At 47.3% G+C, this 15,615-nt stretch carries 14 protein-coding genes; all 14 read left to right on the forward strand.

Translation table 11 applies throughout. The features are described 5' to 3' along the window. The first annotated feature begins 119 nt into the window (after positions 1–119). The gene (locus tag A4U59_RS09145; RefSeq protein WP_169823945.1) at positions 120–887 is read left to right on the forward strand and encodes a ribonuclease HII; all 768 of its coding nucleotides are present in this window, start codon (positions 120–122) and stop codon (positions 885–887) included. A gap of 11 nt (positions 888–898) precedes the next feature. Then, a complete protein-coding gene (locus A4U59_RS09150; RefSeq protein WP_066173004.1) occupies positions 899–2,467 on the forward strand; it encodes a hypothetical protein in 1,569 nt (522 codons plus the stop codon). Then, a complete protein-coding gene (locus tag A4U59_RS09155) occupies positions 2,464–2,745 on the forward strand; it encodes an EscU/YscU/HrcU family type III secretion system export apparatus switch protein (RefSeq protein WP_066173006.1) in 282 nt (93 codons plus the stop codon). Before A4U59_RS09150 ends, A4U59_RS09155 begins: the two co-directional genes overlap by 4 nt. Before the next feature lie 886 nt (positions 2,746–3,631). Continuing rightward, positions 3,632–4,792 (forward strand): ADP-forming succinate--CoA ligase subunit beta, encoded by a 1,161-nt coding sequence (sucC, locus tag A4U59_RS09165; protein WP_066173009.1) that lies wholly within the window; start codon positions 3,632–3,634, stop codon positions 4,790–4,792. A 19-nt stretch (positions 4,793–4,811) separates the two neighbouring features. Continuing rightward, positions 4,812–5,714, forward strand: a complete 903-nt coding sequence (gene sucD / locus A4U59_RS09170) for a succinate--CoA ligase subunit alpha (RefSeq protein ID WP_066173011.1) — start codon at positions 4,812–4,814, stop codon at positions 5,712–5,714. Positions 5,715–6,048: 334 nt separating this feature from the next. After that, positions 6,049–6,936, forward strand: coding sequence for a DNA-processing protein DprA (gene dprA, locus A4U59_RS09175; RefSeq protein ID WP_066173013.1), 888 nt, complete (start codon positions 6,049–6,051; stop codon positions 6,934–6,936). Positions 6,937–7,053: 117 nt separating this feature from the next. Next, positions 7,054–9,132 carry a type I DNA topoisomerase gene (gene topA, locus A4U59_RS09180; RefSeq protein ID WP_066173014.1) on the forward strand — a complete coding sequence of 693 codons (2,079 nt, stop codon included), beginning with the start codon at positions 7,054–7,056 and terminating at the stop codon, positions 9,130–9,132. 23 nt (positions 9,133–9,155) lie between these two features. Then, positions 9,156–10,463 (forward strand): FADH(2)-oxidizing methylenetetrahydrofolate--tRNA-(uracil(54)-C(5))-methyltransferase TrmFO, encoded by a 1,308-nt coding sequence (gene trmFO / locus A4U59_RS09185; protein WP_066173017.1) that lies wholly within the window; start codon positions 9,156–9,158, stop codon positions 10,461–10,463. Between the two features lie 64 nt (positions 10,464–10,527). Then, a complete protein-coding gene (xerC, locus tag A4U59_RS09190) occupies positions 10,528–11,430 on the forward strand; it encodes a tyrosine recombinase XerC (protein WP_066173019.1) in 903 nt (300 codons plus the stop codon). Between the two features lie 95 nt (positions 11,431–11,525). After that, positions 11,526–12,071, forward strand: coding sequence for an ATP-dependent protease subunit HslV (gene hslV, locus A4U59_RS09195; RefSeq protein ID WP_083270771.1), 546 nt, complete (start codon positions 11,526–11,528; stop codon positions 12,069–12,071). A 17-nt stretch (positions 12,072–12,088) separates the two neighbouring features. Further along, positions 12,089–13,489 carry an ATP-dependent protease ATPase subunit HslU gene (hslU, locus tag A4U59_RS09200; protein ID WP_066173021.1) on the forward strand — a complete coding sequence of 467 codons (1,401 nt, stop codon included), beginning with the start codon at positions 12,089–12,091 and terminating at the stop codon, positions 13,487–13,489. A gap of 22 nt (positions 13,490–13,511) precedes the next feature. Further along, positions 13,512–14,291 (forward strand): GTP-sensing pleiotropic transcriptional regulator CodY, encoded by a 780-nt coding sequence (gene codY / locus A4U59_RS09205; RefSeq protein ID WP_066173024.1) that lies wholly within the window; start codon positions 13,512–13,514, stop codon positions 14,289–14,291. A gap of 462 nt (positions 14,292–14,753) precedes the next feature. Beyond that, entirely contained in the window at positions 14,754–15,152 is a 399-nt protein-coding gene (gene flgB, locus A4U59_RS09210; RefSeq protein ID WP_066173026.1) for a flagellar basal body rod protein FlgB, read from the forward strand. A 3-nt stretch (positions 15,153–15,155) separates the two neighbouring features. Next, positions 15,156–15,611 carry a flagellar basal body rod protein FlgC gene (gene flgC, locus A4U59_RS09215; RefSeq protein WP_066173027.1) on the forward strand — a complete coding sequence of 152 codons (456 nt, stop codon included), beginning with the start codon at positions 15,156–15,158 and terminating at the stop codon, positions 15,609–15,611. Positions 15,612–15,615: the final 4 nt, after the last annotated feature.

Consider the following 15,615-nt stretch of genomic DNA (forward strand, 5'->3'; position numbering starts at 1 on the left):
TTTTGTTCCTCGGAAGAAAATGGGGGGTCTAACGGCTAAAGGAAAAGCGGGAATCCTGTCAGGCATTTACAGTGGAATTGGCATGATTAATGCCGATATAAAAAGAGAAGGTGATGGTATTGCTTAATAAATCAATTAAAGAAATCGAAACATTGCTGTTTAATGATGGACAACCCGATCCGGTGCTTGTTGAGAAATTAAAGGAAGACAGGCGAAAGGGTGTTCAGCACCTTTTGAAGCGCTTTGAAAAACAGGAAAGGCGAATCCGTGATCTTCGAGACCGGTTTTGCCGGATGAGCATTTATGAGCAGAAAGCACGCCGGAAAGGCGCTTCAGCAATAGCCGGTGTGGACGAAGTGGGGCGCGGGCCGCTGGCAGGTCCAGTAGTCGCTGCGGCTGTCATTTTACCGGAAGATTGTCTCATACTTGGCCTGGATGATTCTAAAAAACTATCAGAACAAAAGAGGGAAGAGCTTGAACAGGAGATACTAAAAAATGCACTATCGGTTTGCATTGGAATTTCCGAGCCTGAAGAAATTGACCGGCTCAACATTTACCAGGCTTCACGGCTGGCAATGAAGCGGGCGGTAGAAGGACTTGACACACAACCTGACCACCTGCTTGTCGACGCTGTTGAAATCGACACAGAGATCAGCCAGGAAGCTATCATTAAAGGGGATGGGCACAGTGTATCCATCGCCGCCGCCTCAATCATTGCCAAAGTGAAAAGGGACCGGCTGATGAAAGATCTCGGCAGGCGCTATCCGGGGTATGGTTTTGAAAAGCATATGGGCTATCCTACCAGCACCCACCTTGAGGCACTGGAAAAGCTGGGCCCGGCCCCATTCCACCGCCGTTCTTTCGGTCCGGTGAAAAATCGGATATAACAGGTGATGTCATGAACGGGTTATCATTAATAGAAAGCATTTTAAAGCTGCCTGCTATACATAATAAAAGTGAAACGGTGAGGCTGCCAGCAGGCGGACTTTTCCAGGGGAAAGTGCTGAAATTGTTCCCGGGCCAGACCGCCCTGGTCGGTCTGGGCGGAATGAAATTGCATGCAAGGCTTGAGGCACCGCTTGTCCTGCATCAGCACTACCTATTCGAGGTTTTATCCAATCCAGGCATCCCCGTTTTAAAAGTGATTAAGCCCCTCGACGGACAAAGTCTGTCTGCGGCGGGTCCTGATGAAGCGGTCCTCAATAAACTCGGACTTCGGCCAGACAGCAAAGCCCGTGCGCTCTTCAGCCGCTTGATCGCCGAAAATATTCCGTTTACAAAAAATATGCTCAAAGAAGCATCCTTCCTTCTCGATAATACAAAGAGCAGCCGAAATACAATTGATGTCCTGGCCGGAATGATCAGGAGGAATATGCCGATTACCCCTTCTGTATTCGAATCTTATCAGGCCATGGTTGAAGGGAAGCCAATTTCCCAGGACCTCGGTGAACTGCGGACCTTGCTCGCATCCAGGCTGCCGGAATCACATCCGCTTCTGGCAATGCTCAAAACGGTTCCGGTTGCGTCTGACATCCTGCTGGGCATCATAAAAACAGCATCGGGCCATTCGGCATTACAGAATGAGGCTTTCAATCTGCTGGCAAAAAGCGGATTGACAAAGGAAAATATCGAGCACCTCATCCGGGTTTCCGACGGATTTAAGAATATTGACGGCTCTCAGGGGTCCTCTGTGCTTCGTGATCTATTCGCACAGTCAAGAGCGTCAGTTTCCCCTTCCGAAGCTACAGCGGCTCTGCAGCAGCTTTTAAACAGCGGCAGTCAAAGCCTCAGGGCTTCTGAATTGAATCTCATCGATAGCCTTTTTTTGAATACAGTCACAAAAAGCGGAAGATTTCATTCAGCGGTCAAAGAAATGCAGCAATTACTTGGTATGAACCATGAAAGACATGCAGCTGCCGGAAAGAACTTTCCATCGATTAAATCCGCTCTCCTTGAACTGATCAACCAGGAGAATATTTCCGCAGATCTCAGAGACAGGCTGCAGCAGACGGTAAACAGGTTAACCGGAATACAGTTGGCATCTGTTCAGACAAGCACAGCGATTGAACAGTACACTGTGCAGGTTCCTTTTCAGGCTGCAGGTGAAGCGAGGGACATCAGCATTCACATCCAGGGGAAAGAGAAAGAAGGCGGGGGGATCGACCCTGACTACTGCAGTATGATTTTCGCCGTTAATCTGAACCGGCTCGGCGACGTTACGGCCGGTGTCCTTGTCCAGAACCGGATTTTATCGATCACCATCCTGACAGAACAGCAGCTGGAGCCGCTTATCCAAAAATGGAAACCGGCACTTGCCAGCGGACTTGAAGAAATCGGATACCGCCTGTCTTCAGTGAAAACGGCCAGTATAGAACAACAGAAGGAAGCGAAGGATGAAACCCCGGCAAGTTTATATCAAGCTGGCCCCAATCCAGGCAGGCGAACAGGAGTGGATTTCAAAATATGACCAAAGACTGGGCGAAACGGCAGGCTGCGGCCCTCTCATATAACGCAGGGGCAAGTGATGCCCCGAAGCTTAAGGCAAAGGGGAGCGGCTATGTTGCAGATGAAATTATAAGGCGGGCACGCGAAAGCAATGTGCCAATCCAAGAGGACCCTTCTCTTGTCGGTTTATTGTCACAGCTGGATATCAATGAAGAAATTCCGGAAGAGCTGTACCAGGCAGTTGCAGAAATATTTGCCTTTTTGTACAGGATCGACCGGGATGATGGGATTGGAAATTGAACAGGTAGCTTACCTTAATACCAGGTGGTTCAGTTATTGATGGGGAAGTGCCTATATTTTGGTCATCCAGCTGTTTACAGGCACTGAATGCTAATTCAGTGCCTGTAATGTTGAACTCTCCTTGAATATAGGTATCGAAAGCAGGATTCAGTGCCTGTAATGTTGAACTCTCCTTGAATATAGGTATCGAAAGCAGGATTCAGTGCCTGTAATGTTGGACTTTCTTTGAATATAGGCATGGAAAGCAAGTTTCCGTGCCTATATTTTGGTCATTCAGTTGTTTATAGCACTGAGCCGCGGGGCTTCCCGGACGCCCCGCGGAAAGCCAATGCCTCCAGAGGCATCTTTCTTCCAAAATTAAACAATTTTTCCTGTTGTTTTACACTGTAATCCCATAAAAGATTGGGAAGTGACATCCGCTGTTGGAATCCTGTTAATTGAGATGCTGTTTGGAGGTACATTACTCGTTTTTGCTTGCTGCCGCTACTGCTTTTCCATATATCTGAACCACTTGCCTTAATACAGGATGCCTGGCTATCGGTTTGCTGCAGTGACGATTGCAGTTTTTTGCCTTATAGGAAAGAATACATATCAGTCAAGAAATATCACGGCAAAGCCGAAGCTTTATGAATATGAAGAAGTGCAGATGAGCCTCTGCCTTCACCTGGACTGGAGGATCGCCGGGATTTTTTCTGTCAAAATGCTGAATTTCCGGTGCGGACGAGCGATTCAAGCACTGCTTTTTCACAGCAATCCTTCCGATTTGGCTGATTAGTGGCAAAATTTGATTGTTCCGGATAAGATTGAACGGTAGACAATGTGTATGAATTTTATATACAATGAAAATGATTTGAAAATTGTCATACATAGGATAGGAGGATGGAGAATGAATATCCACGAGTATCAGGGGAAAGAACTCCTCAGAAATTACGGGGTAGCAGTCCCGAATGGAAAAGTTGCCTTTTCTGTGGATGAAGCTGTTGAAGCAGCGAAAGAACTCGCCACAGATGTAACCGTTGTCAAGGCGCAGATCCATGCGGGCGGACGCGGAAAGGCAGGCGGTGTCAAGGTTGCAAAAAATCTTGACGAAGTGCGTACATACGCTGAAGAAATCCTCGGCAAGACACTGGTTACACACCAGACAGGCCCTGAAGGCAAAGAAGTAAAGCGTCTCCTGATCGAGGAAGGCTGCGACATTCAAAAGGAATACTATGTAGGCCTTGTGCTTGACCGTGCGACTTCACGCGTCGTAATGATGGCGTCTGAAGAAGGCGGAACAGAAATTGAAGAAGTAGCAGAAAAAACGCCGGAGAAAATCTTTAAAGAAGTTGTAGACCCGGCAGTCGGCCTGCTTCCTTTCCAGGCGAGGCGGCTTGCATTCAACATCAATATCCCGAAAGAACTTGTCAACAAAGCGGTCAAGTTCATGCTTGGCCTTTACCAAGTCTTCGTTGATAAGGATTGTTCAATCGCCGAAATCAATCCTCTTGTCACGACAGGGGACGGCAATGTCATGGCGCTTGATGCCAAATTGAATTTTGATCCGAATGCGCTTTACCGCCATAAGGACATTTTGGAGTACCGTGACCTGGAAGAAGAAGACCAGAAGGAAATCGAAGCATCAAAATATGACCTTAACTATATTCCGCTTGACGGAAATATCGGCTGTATGGTCAACGGCGCTGGTCTGGCCATGGCGACCATGGACATCATTAAGCATTACGGGGGCGACCCGGCGAACTTCCTTGATGTTGGGGGCGGCGCCACAACCGAAAAAGTGACCGAAGCGTTCAAAATCATCCTTTCCGATGATAACGTCAAAGGGATTTTCGTTAACATTTTCGGCGGCATCATGAAGTGTGATATCATTGCAAACGGTGTAGTAGAGGCTACGAAGCAAGTAGGGCTTGAGCTTCCGCTTGTTGTGCGCCTTGAAGGCACAAACGTCGAACTTGGCCGTAAAATCCTGAACGAATCAGGACTCAATATCACCGCAGCCGACTCTATGGCAGACGGTGCAGAAAAAATTGTATCACTAGTAAAGTAAGAAAGGCGGGGAAGCGGAAATGAGTATTTATGTAAATAAGGATACCAAAGTGATTGTACAGGGAATCACCGGTGCTACCGGTTTATTTCATACGGAGCAAATGCTGGAATACGGCACTAAAATTGTCGGCGGTGTAACTCCTGGAAAGGGCGGCACTGAAGCTGCAGGTGTACCGGTATTTGATACGCTGACAGAAGCGATTGAAAAAACAGGTGCCAACGCTTCTGTAGTCTATGTTCCGCCTGCGTTCGCAGCCGACGCGATCATGGAAGCGGTCGATGCTGAGCTTGACCTTGTCATAACAATTACAGAAGGAATTCCTGTACTTGATATGGTTAAGGTTCGCCGCTATATGGAAGGCAAGAAGACACGTCTTGTCGGGCCTAACTGCCCGGGTGTCATTACGCCGGAAGAATGTAAAATCGGTATCATGCCTGGATATATCCATAAAAAAGGCCACGTCGGAATTGTATCCCGTTCCGGAACCCTCACATACGAAGCGGTCGACCAGCTGTCAACTTCAGGAATCGGGCAGTCTACCGCAGTCGGCATCGGCGGGGACCCGGTCAATGGTACAGACTTCATCGATGTTTTGAAAGCATTCAATGAAGATGAAGATACGTATGCAGTTGTCATGATCGGTGAAATCGGCGGAACTGCCGAAGAGGAAGCGGCAGAGTGGGTAAAGGCGAACATGAAGAAGCCTGTCATTGGGTTTATCGGCGGACAGACTGCACCTCCAGGAAAACGAATGGGCCATGCCGGCGCCATCATTTCCGGCGGTAAGGGAACGGCAGCCGAAAAAATCAAGACGATGAATGAGTGCGGTATCAAAGTTGCCGAAACTCCGGCTGTCATCGGCGAAACGATGATTTCGGTCCTAAAAGAAAACGGCTTGTATGACAAGTGTAAAACCCATTAAGAAATTCACCAGCTCCCGGCCGGTTTAAGCCGGGGGCTTTTTTACCATTTGGCCGTGGCTTGCAATGTTTATATTAATCTGCCGTTGCAGCTAAGCCCGAAAGGCTCTGCTGTCCTGTCACCCAGGCTGAGCCAGTGAGTGAAAGCCGGGATATCGGCCGGTGAATACCATGGACCTGCCATGACTGCATCCTGCGGCAACTGAAGAGGCCGGTATGTTCTATGGAGCTGGGGAAAGCTGGCCGTTTTGCTTGCAGATTTCACATAGTTATTTTTTTACCGGGCACGTTTTTAAATCAAGGCGGGAAGATCCGCCGGGTACAAGGAGGTAATGAATGACAGCTGCCAATGAAAAGCTGATTCACATCCATCATTGCAGCGGCGGTGCAAGCTGGTCCGCCATTCGCAGTATGGTTGAAGTTGACCCGGGGCTTACATCTGTTTATAATATGTCAGTGCATGAACTAATGAATGTATTTCAGTTTAATACCGGTTTTGCCAGGCAGTTTTATGATAACCTGCGGAAAATTTCAATCGACGGAGTCCTTGCTGTATATAATGAAGAAAAAATTACGGCCCTGACCGTTTTCGATTCCGGATATCCTTCTATTTTAAAGGAAATCGCCGATCCTCCATGGGTTCTTTACGGAAAAGGGAGAACAGAATATCTTCAGCAAAGGAACTGGATCAGTGTTGTCGGAACAAGGAACCCTTCAGCGGACGGCAGGAAAGCGGCAGAAGTGATTTGCAAAGCGCTGACAAACCAGGGCTGGGGTATCATAAGCGGGCTGGCCGCGGGCATTGACGCAGCTTCCCATAGAGCTGCCATCAGCGGAAATGGAGCGACAATTGCTGTTTTAGGTTCAGGCTTTCACCATGTATATCCTCGAGAAAATCTGCATCTTGCTGAACAAATATCAGCTTCCCATCTTCTACTTTCTGAATACCCGCCTCATATCAGGCCTCAAAAATGGCAATTCCCACAACGCAACCGGATTATAAGCGGTTTATCACCTGCTACTGTGGTCGTTGAAGCGAAAGAACGAAGCGGCTCTTTAATAACGGCTGACCAGGCACTCGATCAGAACAGGGAAGTATTCGCCGTGCCTGGGTCGATTTTCGAACCCTGTGCAGCAGGGACGAACCGCCTCATCAAAGAAGGAGCCCATCCGGTGATAAACCCGGATGATATAATAGATGAGCTGGTTTTATTTTGTGAATAAACGGTGATAAAAGATAGTAAAGTTATTGACAGAAGAAAATTCAGTTTGACAAACAACATTAAGTTATTTGATAATAGGGAAGATTTTAATAAACCTCTTAAGGGGGAAAAGGGTTTTATGGCTGATTACCTAGTAATTGTTGAATCACCGGCAAAAGCCAAGACCATCGAGCGCTATCTCGGTAAAAAATATAAAGTGAAAGCATCGATGGGACACGTAATTGATTTACCAAAAAGCCAGATGGGGGTCGACGTCGAAGATGACTACCGTCCCAAATATATTACAATCAGGGGGAAGGGCCCTGTATTAAAAGAATTGAAAGCAGCAGCCAAAAAAGCGAAGAAAGTTTATCTCGCAGCTGACCCCGACCGTGAAGGGGAAGCGATCGCCTGGCATTTGGCACATAGTCTCGATTTAGATACAGAAGGTGACATTCGCGTTGTGTTCAATGAAATTACAAAAGATGCCGTCAAAGAATCTTTCAAGCATCCGCGCACGATCAATATGGATCTTGTCGACGCCCAGCAGGCAAGGCGTATCCTTGACAGGCTGGTCGGCTACAATATCAGCCCGCTTTTATGGAAAAAAGTGAAAAAAGGGCTCAGTGCCGGCCGTGTCCAATCGGTCGCTGTCAGACTCATTATCGACCGTGAAAAAGAAATAAATGATTTTGAACCTGAAGAATACTGGACTATCAAAGCGCTGTTTGAAAAAGACGGTGAAACGTTCGAGGCTAATTTCCATAGTGCTGACGGCGAAAAAATCGAGTTGAAGTCTGAAGGCGATGTTAAAAACGTCACCGGAAAGCTTGATGGAAAACGTTTTCAAATAAAGTCTGTCACCAAGAAGGAGAGGAAGCGGAATCCGGCCCAGCCTTTTACAACATCATCCCTGCAGCAGGAAGCGGCCCGAAAGCTGAACTTCAGGGCGAAAAAGACGATGATGCTTGCCCAGCAGTTATATGAAGGAATCGACCTCGGAAAAAAGGAAGGCACAGTCGGCCTGATCACATACATGAGGACAGACTCCACCAGAATTTCCGAGACGGCCTCCAAAGAAGCTGCCGACTTCATCACTGGAAATTACGGTGAACAGTTCATCGGCAAAGGCAAAAAGCAGGGGAAAAAGCAGGCGGCTGCCCAGGATGCCCACGAAGCTGTGCGCCCGACCTCAGCCCTCCGGTCGCCAAAAGAAATCAAAAGCTACCTGAGCAGAGACCAGTTCAGGCTTTATAAACTTATATGGGAACGTTTCATTGCAAGCCAGATGGCACCGGCTGTCCTCGACACAATGACGGTGGAACTTGTCAATAATGGTGTGCTGTTCCGTGCAAACGGTTCAAAGGTGAAGTTTCCAGGTTTCATGAAAGTGTACGTGGAAGGCACAGATGATGACAAGAAAGAAGAGGACCGCACGCTGCCGGACATGAAGGAAGGCGACAATGTTGAAGCGTCGGAAATCCAGCCGAACCAGCATTTCACACAGCCGCCGCCCCGTTATACGGAAGCACGTCTTGTAAGGACACTCGAGGAACTGGGGATCGGCCGCCCGTCAACGTATGCTCCTACGCTTGATACCATCCAGCGCCGCGGTTATGTAGCACTGGACAACAAACGTTTCGTGCCGACTGAGCTCGGAGAAATAGTCCACGAATTGATTGTTGAGTTTTTTCCGGAAATCATCGATGTGGATTTCACTGCTGACATGGAACGGAATCTTGACAGCGTTGAAGACGGAGATGCCGAATGGGTGCAAATCATCGACAGGTTCTATAAAGAATTTGAGAAAAGGCTTGATGTTGCTGAAAAGGAAATGGAAAAAGTTGAAATCAAAGATGAACCTGCAGGGGAAGACTGCGAAAAGTGCGGTTCGGAAATGGTTTATAAAATGGGGCGCTACGGTAAATTCATGGCGTGCTCCAATTTCCCAGACTGCCGCAACACAAAGCCGATCGTCAAAGATATCGGCGTAAAGTGCCCTAGCTGCGATACAGGGAACATTGTGGAAAGGAAAAGCAAAAAGAAACGGATATTTTACGGATGCGACAACTATCCGGAATGCGAGTTCCTGTCATGGGATAAACCGATTGCACGAAAATGCCCGAAATGTGAAAACTTATTGGTTGAAAAGAAGTCAAAAAAAGGTGTACAAGTACATTGTACGGAATGCGATTATAAAGAAGAGGCACAGACGTAACATGAAAATAGGGGGATCCACCAATGACAACAAAGACCGTACATGTAATCGGAGCCGGACTGGCCGGCAGTGAAGCCGCATGGCAGCTTGCCGAACGGGGCATCAATGTCCATTTGCATGAGATGCGCCCGGTCAGGCAGACACCTGCACATCATACGGATAAATTCGCAGAATTGGTCTGCAGCAACTCCCTGAGGGCGAACGCACTGACGAATGCAGTCGGTGTATTGAAGGAGGAAATGCGGAATTGCAACTCCGTCATTATCAAAGCCGGGGACGCTTCTTCTGTCCCGGCAGGAGGAGCGTTGGCTGTCGACCGGCATGAGTTCGCAGCTTATGTTACGGAACATGTGAAAGGTCACCCGAATGTGACCGTCACGAATGAAGAAGTGACGGAACTTCCTGAAGAACCTGCCATTGTTGCAACCGGTCCGCTTACTTCTGAGGCACTATCTGCAAGGCTGAAAGAACTGACTGGTGAAGAATACTTATATTTCTATGATGCGGCAGCACCGATCATCGAAAAAGACAGCATCAACATGGACAAGGTTTACTTGAAGTCGAGATACGATAAAGGTGAAGCGGCGTACCTCAATTGCCCGATGACAGAAGAGGAATTTGACCTCTTCTATGAAGCACTCATGGAAGCCGAAACCGTCCAGGTCAAGGAATTTGAAAAAGAGATGTTTTTCGAAGGCTGCATGCCGATTGAAGTAATGGGAGGCCGCGGCAAAAAGACGATGCTGTTCGGACCGATGAAGCCGGTCGGCCTTGAGGATCCGAAGACGGGAAAACAGCCGTATGCGGTTGTCCAGCTCCGCCAGGATGATGCCGCCGGAACCCTGTACAACATCGTCGGATTCCAGACACACTTGAAATGGGGTCCTCAAAAAGAAGTGATCCGGATGATTCCTGGACTGGAAAATGCAGAAATTGTCCGTTACGGCGTCATGCACAGAAATACATTTGTCAATTCACCGAACCTTTTAAGGCCGACATATCAGTATAAAGAGCGCGACGACCTGTTCTTTGCCGGTCAAATGACAGGTGTGGAAGGATACGTTGAATCGGCTGCGTCAGGCTTGATCGCAGGCATAAATGCTGCGAGAGTCGTAAACGGGCAGGAACCTGTACAGTTCCCGGCCGAAACAGCGATGGGCAGCATGGCAAGGTATATCACCAGCGCCAACCCGAAGAACTTCCAGCCGATGAATGCGAATTTTGGCCTGTTCCCGCCGCTTGCCGAAAAAATCCGCAAAAAACAGGAACGGAATGAGCAATACGGCAAAAGAGCACTGGACACAATTCAGAATTTTGTAAAAAGTTTATGAATTTCCATTGTACCGTATACTGAACTGTGATACGATTTAGTAGGTCTTGTGATGAGGTGACGGCATGTTAACGAATGAACAGGCAGTCCGGCAATTCAGTGAATACATCCAAATTGAACGAAACTACTCCCCGCATACGCTGCAGGGATACTTGGCTGATATTAAAGAGTTTGAAGCATTTTTGAAGCAGCAGGACATACCAGTGTTTGCTGCTGTTTCTTATGCCTCTGTAAGAATCTATTTAACGGAACTTTACCAGAGGCAGCTGGCGAGAAAATCAGTGGCGCGGCGAATTTCGAGCCTTAGGAGCTTTTATAAGTTTCTTCTCAGGGAAAATGCGGTGGACCAGAATCCATTTTCAATGGTGCATCAGCCGAAAAAGGAAGGCAGGCTGCCGCAGTTCCTATACTACGAAGAACTTGACCAGCTTTTCAAAGCAGCCGACGTGGCTACTCCGCTCGGCCAGCGAAACCAGGCAATTTTGGAACTTTTATATGGCAGCGGCATCAGGGTAAGTGAATGCAGCGGGCTTGATATCGCCAATATTGACCTGACCCTGGGGATCGCCCTTATCCACGGTAAGGGCCGGAAGGAAAGGTATGTGCCGATCGGCAGCTACGCACAGGATGCTCTGGAAAAGTACATAAAAGATGGCAGGAAAAAGCTCAGTGCCAAAGCGGATGAGGAGAGTTCTTCCTTGTTTTTGAATAACCGCGGCCGCTCGCTTACGGACAGGGGAATCCGTCTGATTTTAAGCAAAATGATTGATGATGCTTCGCTTACAATCAGCATCAGCCCCCATGTCCTCCGCCACACGTTTGCAACCCATCTGCTCAATGAAGGCGCTGATTTAAGGTCTGTCCAGGAGCTGCTGGGACATTCCCATCTTTCTTCGACTCAGATTTATACACATATAACGAAAGATCATTTACGAAAAACATATATGAATCATCATCCTCGTGCATAACCATTTAAAAGGGTGAATTGTCATATATATTTAAAAAAATGAAAATATGCAAGCGATGAATGTATGTCAATATTGTTTATTGGGAGGTATGAACCGTGGAAGCTGGTTTTCATGCAACAACCATATTTGCGGTCCGGCATAAAGGCGAGTCTGCCATGGCGGGAGACGGACAGGTGACGTTCGGAAATGCCGTAGTGATGAAACATACCGCCAAAAAGGTAAGAAGACTGTACGGCGGCAAAGTGCTTGCCGGTTTTGCTGGTTCAGTCGCAGATGCGTTCACTTTATTCGAGAAGTTTGAAGGCAAGCTTGAGGAATACAACGGCAACCTTCAGCGTGCAGCCGTGGAGCTTGCAAAAGAATGGCGCAGCGATAAAATGCTGAGGAAGCTGGAAGCCATGCTGATTATCATGAATAAAGACAGCCTGCTGCTGATTTCGGGAACGGGAGAAGTGATAGAGCCGGACGATGGTATTTTAGCTATCGGATCAGGCGGCAATTATGCACTTGCAGCCGGGCGGGCCCTGAAGCGGCACTCCGGCGACAACCTCGATGCACCAGGCATTGCGAGGGCCGCCCTTGAAATCGCAGGCGAAATTTGCGTATACACCAATGACCAGATTGTCCTGGAACAATTATAATATCGGGAGGTAATCCTATGACAACAAGTTTGACGCCCAGGCAAATCGTGGACCGGCTCGATCAATATATTATTGGCCAGAATGGTGCAAAGCGTGCGGTGTCGGTAGCACTTCGGAACCGGTACCGCAGGAGCCTCCTCGATAATAAGCTGAAGGATGAAGTCGTTCCGAAAAACATATTGATGATCGGCCCTACTGGTGTTGGGAAAACGGAAATTGCAAGACGGCTTGCCAAGCTGGTAGGGGCGCCGTTTGTAAAAGTCGAAGCAACGAAGTTCACCGAGGTAGGCTATGTCGGGCGTGACGTGGAGTCGATGGTGCGTGATCTCGTCGAAACGTCAGTCCGCCTCGTCAAAGAGGAAAAAATGAAAACGGTCAAGGAAAAAGCAGAAGAAAATGCAAATAAACGCCTTGTGGAAGTGCTTGTCCCTTCCAAAACAAAAACGCAAAATATGAAAAACCCATTTGAAATGCTATTTGGCGGACAGGCAAATGGAGAGGACGATGATGCGGCAGCGAACAGCCAGGAAGAACAATCAATTGCACAGCAGCGCCGGCAGGCTGCCCACAAATTGGCGCTTGGAGAACTGGAAGATAAGATTGTCACTATTGAAGTGGAAGAACAGCAGCAAAACATGTTTGATATGCTTCAAGGTTCGGGGATGGAACAAATGGGTATGAATTTTCAGGATGCCCTTGGAAATTTCATGCCTAAGAAAAAGAAGAAGAAGAAGCTGCCTGTATCAGAAGCAAGGACATACTTGATCCAGGAGGAAGCCCAAAAACTGATTGATATGGATGAGGTTTCTCAGGAAGCTGTTTCACGGGCGGAACATATGGGAATCATATTTATAGACGAAATCGACAAAATAGCTGGAAAAAACCAAAATTCTGCCGATGTATCCCGTGAAGGGGTTCAGCGTGACATTTTGCCGATTGTTGAAGGCTCGACAATTACAACCAAATACGGACAGGTAAAAACAGACCATGTCCTGTTTGTCGCTGCCGGCGCATTCCATATGGCGAAGCCATCGGATCTGATCCCAGAGCTCCAGGGAAGATTCCCGATCCGGGTCGAATTGAATGACCTGACAGCGGAAGATTTTTACCGCATCCTCGTGGAACCTGACAATGCCCTTCTCAAACAGTATCAGGCTCTGCTGGAAACGGAAGGTATACAATTGGAATTTTCTGACGATGCTATTCGTAAGATTGCAGCAATTGCATATGAGGTAAATCAAGACACAGACAATATCGGAGCCAGGAGGCTGCAGACGATCATGGAACGGCTTTTGGAAGACCTCTTGTTTGAAGCACCGGATATTACGATGGACACAATAAAGATCACCCCTCAATATGTCGATGAAAAACTTCAGAAAATTGCTAAGAACCGTGATTTGAGTCAATATATTTTATAGGATTAACAGGGAGGCAATTTTGATGAATTTATTGGAAAAGACACGTAAAATTAATGCAATGCTCCAGGAGGCTGCAGGCAAGCCTGTGAATTTCAAGGAAATGGCAGAGTCCCTTCGCGATGTGATCACTGCAAACATCTTCGTCGTAAGCAGGCGCGGAAAACTCCTTGGATTTGCCATCAACCAGGAAATTGAAAATGAGCGTATGAAAAAAATGCTAGCGGACCGTCAGTTTCCGCCGGAGTACACAAAAAATCTGTTCAATGTGTCCGAAACGACAGCTAACCTTGACATCAACAGTGAGTACACCGCTTTCCCGGTTGAGAACAGGGAATTGTTCAAATCCGGGCTGACAACTGTCGTGCCGATTATAGGAGGCGGAGAACGCCTCGGCACATTAATCCTTTCAAGGGTTAAAAATGAGTTCCATGATGAAGATCTCATCCTTGCCGAATATGGTGCAACTGTTGTCGGAATGGAAATTCTGCGTGAAAAAGCAGAGGAAATCGAAGAGGAAGCGAGAAGCAAAGCGGTTGTTCAAATGGCCATCAGCTCATTATCTTACAGTGAACTTGAAGCCATCGAGCACATTTTTGAAGAACTGGACGGCAATGAAGGCCTGCTGGTGGCGAGCAAAATCGCTGACCGCGTCGGCATCACCCGATCAGTTATCGTGAACGCCCTGCGCAAGCTGGAAAGTGCCGGTGTCATCGAATCAAGATCACTCGGCATGAAAGGGACATATATTAAAGTGTTGAACGATAAGTTCCTCGTAGAACTTTCAAAATTGAAAACAAACTAATGAAAAGTAAAAGCCTTGTCTGACATACTCAGTCAAGGCTTTTTTTCGTATAGAAAGGTGTAAAATGCCAGCAAGAAAGGACAACTGCACCTCTGCTTTTCCTTAAAGGCTCGCCAATCGGCGGGTTTTCTTTAGTGACCTTGATGAACAAAACGGCTGCCTTTGGAAACCAGTTCTTCCTCCAGCCGAGCACCTCTCATTATGTCGCGGCAAAAACAGAATAAACTTTTTATACAGTTTGCCTCTTTTCGCCAGTTATTTTCCTGAAAACTAATAATTTCGAGTTTATCGAAACAATTTTGGGGGTAAAATAGTACTTTTTGACGAAAAACATAAGCAGAATGATTGACAGCATAGACAATAATTTTTCTTTTATTTACAATAAGGGAGCAAGTGTATACAAAGATTGCTAATTTCTTTGTGTTTTCGACAAGAAATTCAGTAAAGGTGAGGATTCGGACGATGAAATTATTTTCAACAGAAACATTTGGGGTCCTTGAACGCTCGCTGAACTATGCTTCCTTGAAGCAAAAGGCCATTTCAAGCAATATCGCAAACGTTGATACGCCCGATTATAAAGCGAAAGATGTCAAGTTTAAGGACGTGCTGAACCAATCGGCCGCTGATTTTAAAGCGAATAGGACGGATCGGCGCCATTTGGATTTCAAAGGCGGACATCCTTCCGGGCAATTGTCCATCCATCAGCGGCAGGGAACGATGTATAACCATAATGGCAATAATGTCGACATCGATCATGAAATGGCAGAGATGGCTAAAAATCAGATCTATTACAATGCGCTGACTGACAGGATCAACGGTAAGTTCAACAGCCTGCAGACAGTCATAAAGGGAGGCAGATAACGGATGTCAATTTTCAATTCATTGAATAACAGTGCTTCTGCCCTAACCGCACAGCGCCTTCGTATGGATGTCATCTCATCAAACATGGCCAATATCGATACAACAAGAGCGAAACAGGATGCCAATGGGGACTGGGAGCCTTACCGCCGCAAAATGGTTGCAATGGAACCGGCCGGCACGTTCAGCAGCCAGCTGAGCAGGGCAATGATGAAAAACGGAAACAGCAGTTCAGGCGGGGTGAAGGTAACAGAAATACGAGAGGACAAGACTCCATTTAAGCTGATGTATCAGCCAGAGCACCCGGATGCAAATGAAGAAGGGTACGTACAGTTGCCCAATGTCGATCCGCTGAAAGAAATGGTGGACCTCATGAGTGCAACCCGTTCTTATGAAGCGAACGTGACAGCATTGAACGCATCCAAGGGCATGCTCATGAAAGCCCTGGAAATCGGAAAATAAAGAG

This window comes from Bacillus marinisedimentorum, from assembly GCF_001644195.2.
Classification (GTDB): Bacteria; Bacillota; Bacilli; order Bacillales; family Bacillaceae_O; genus Bacillus_BL; species Bacillus_BL marinisedimentorum.

Coding starts and splice junctions, on each gene's coding strand:
- flgB (WP_066173026.1), top strand. CDS start 14,754: ATGAAATTATTTTCAACAGAAACATTTGGGGTCCTTGAACGCTCGCTG.
- xerC (WP_066173019.1), top strand. CDS start 10,528: ATGTTAACGAATGAACAGGCAGTCCGGCAATTCAGTGAATACATCCAA.
- sucC (WP_066173009.1), top strand. CDS start 3,632: ATGAATATCCACGAGTATCAGGGGAAAGAACTCCTCAGAAATTACGGG.
- codY (WP_066173024.1), top strand. CDS start 13,512: ATGAATTTATTGGAAAAGACACGTAAAATTAATGCAATGCTCCAGGAG.
- A4U59_RS09155 (WP_066173006.1), top strand. CDS start 2,464: ATGACCAAAGACTGGGCGAAACGGCAGGCTGCGGCCCTCTCATATAAC.
- sucD (WP_066173011.1), top strand. CDS start 4,812: ATGAGTATTTATGTAAATAAGGATACCAAAGTGATTGTACAGGGAATC.
- hslU (WP_066173021.1), top strand. CDS start 12,089: ATGACAACAAGTTTGACGCCCAGGCAAATCGTGGACCGGCTCGATCAA.
- dprA (WP_066173013.1), top strand. CDS start 6,049: ATGACAGCTGCCAATGAAAAGCTGATTCACATCCATCATTGCAGCGGC.
- topA (WP_066173014.1), top strand. CDS start 7,054: ATGGCTGATTACCTAGTAATTGTTGAATCACCGGCAAAAGCCAAGACC.
- flgC (WP_066173027.1), top strand. CDS start 15,156: ATGTCAATTTTCAATTCATTGAATAACAGTGCTTCTGCCCTAACCGCA.
- A4U59_RS09150 (WP_066173004.1), top strand. CDS start 899: ATGAACGGGTTATCATTAATAGAAAGCATTTTAAAGCTGCCTGCTATA.
- trmFO (WP_066173017.1), top strand. CDS start 9,156: ATGACAACAAAGACCGTACATGTAATCGGAGCCGGACTGGCCGGCAGT.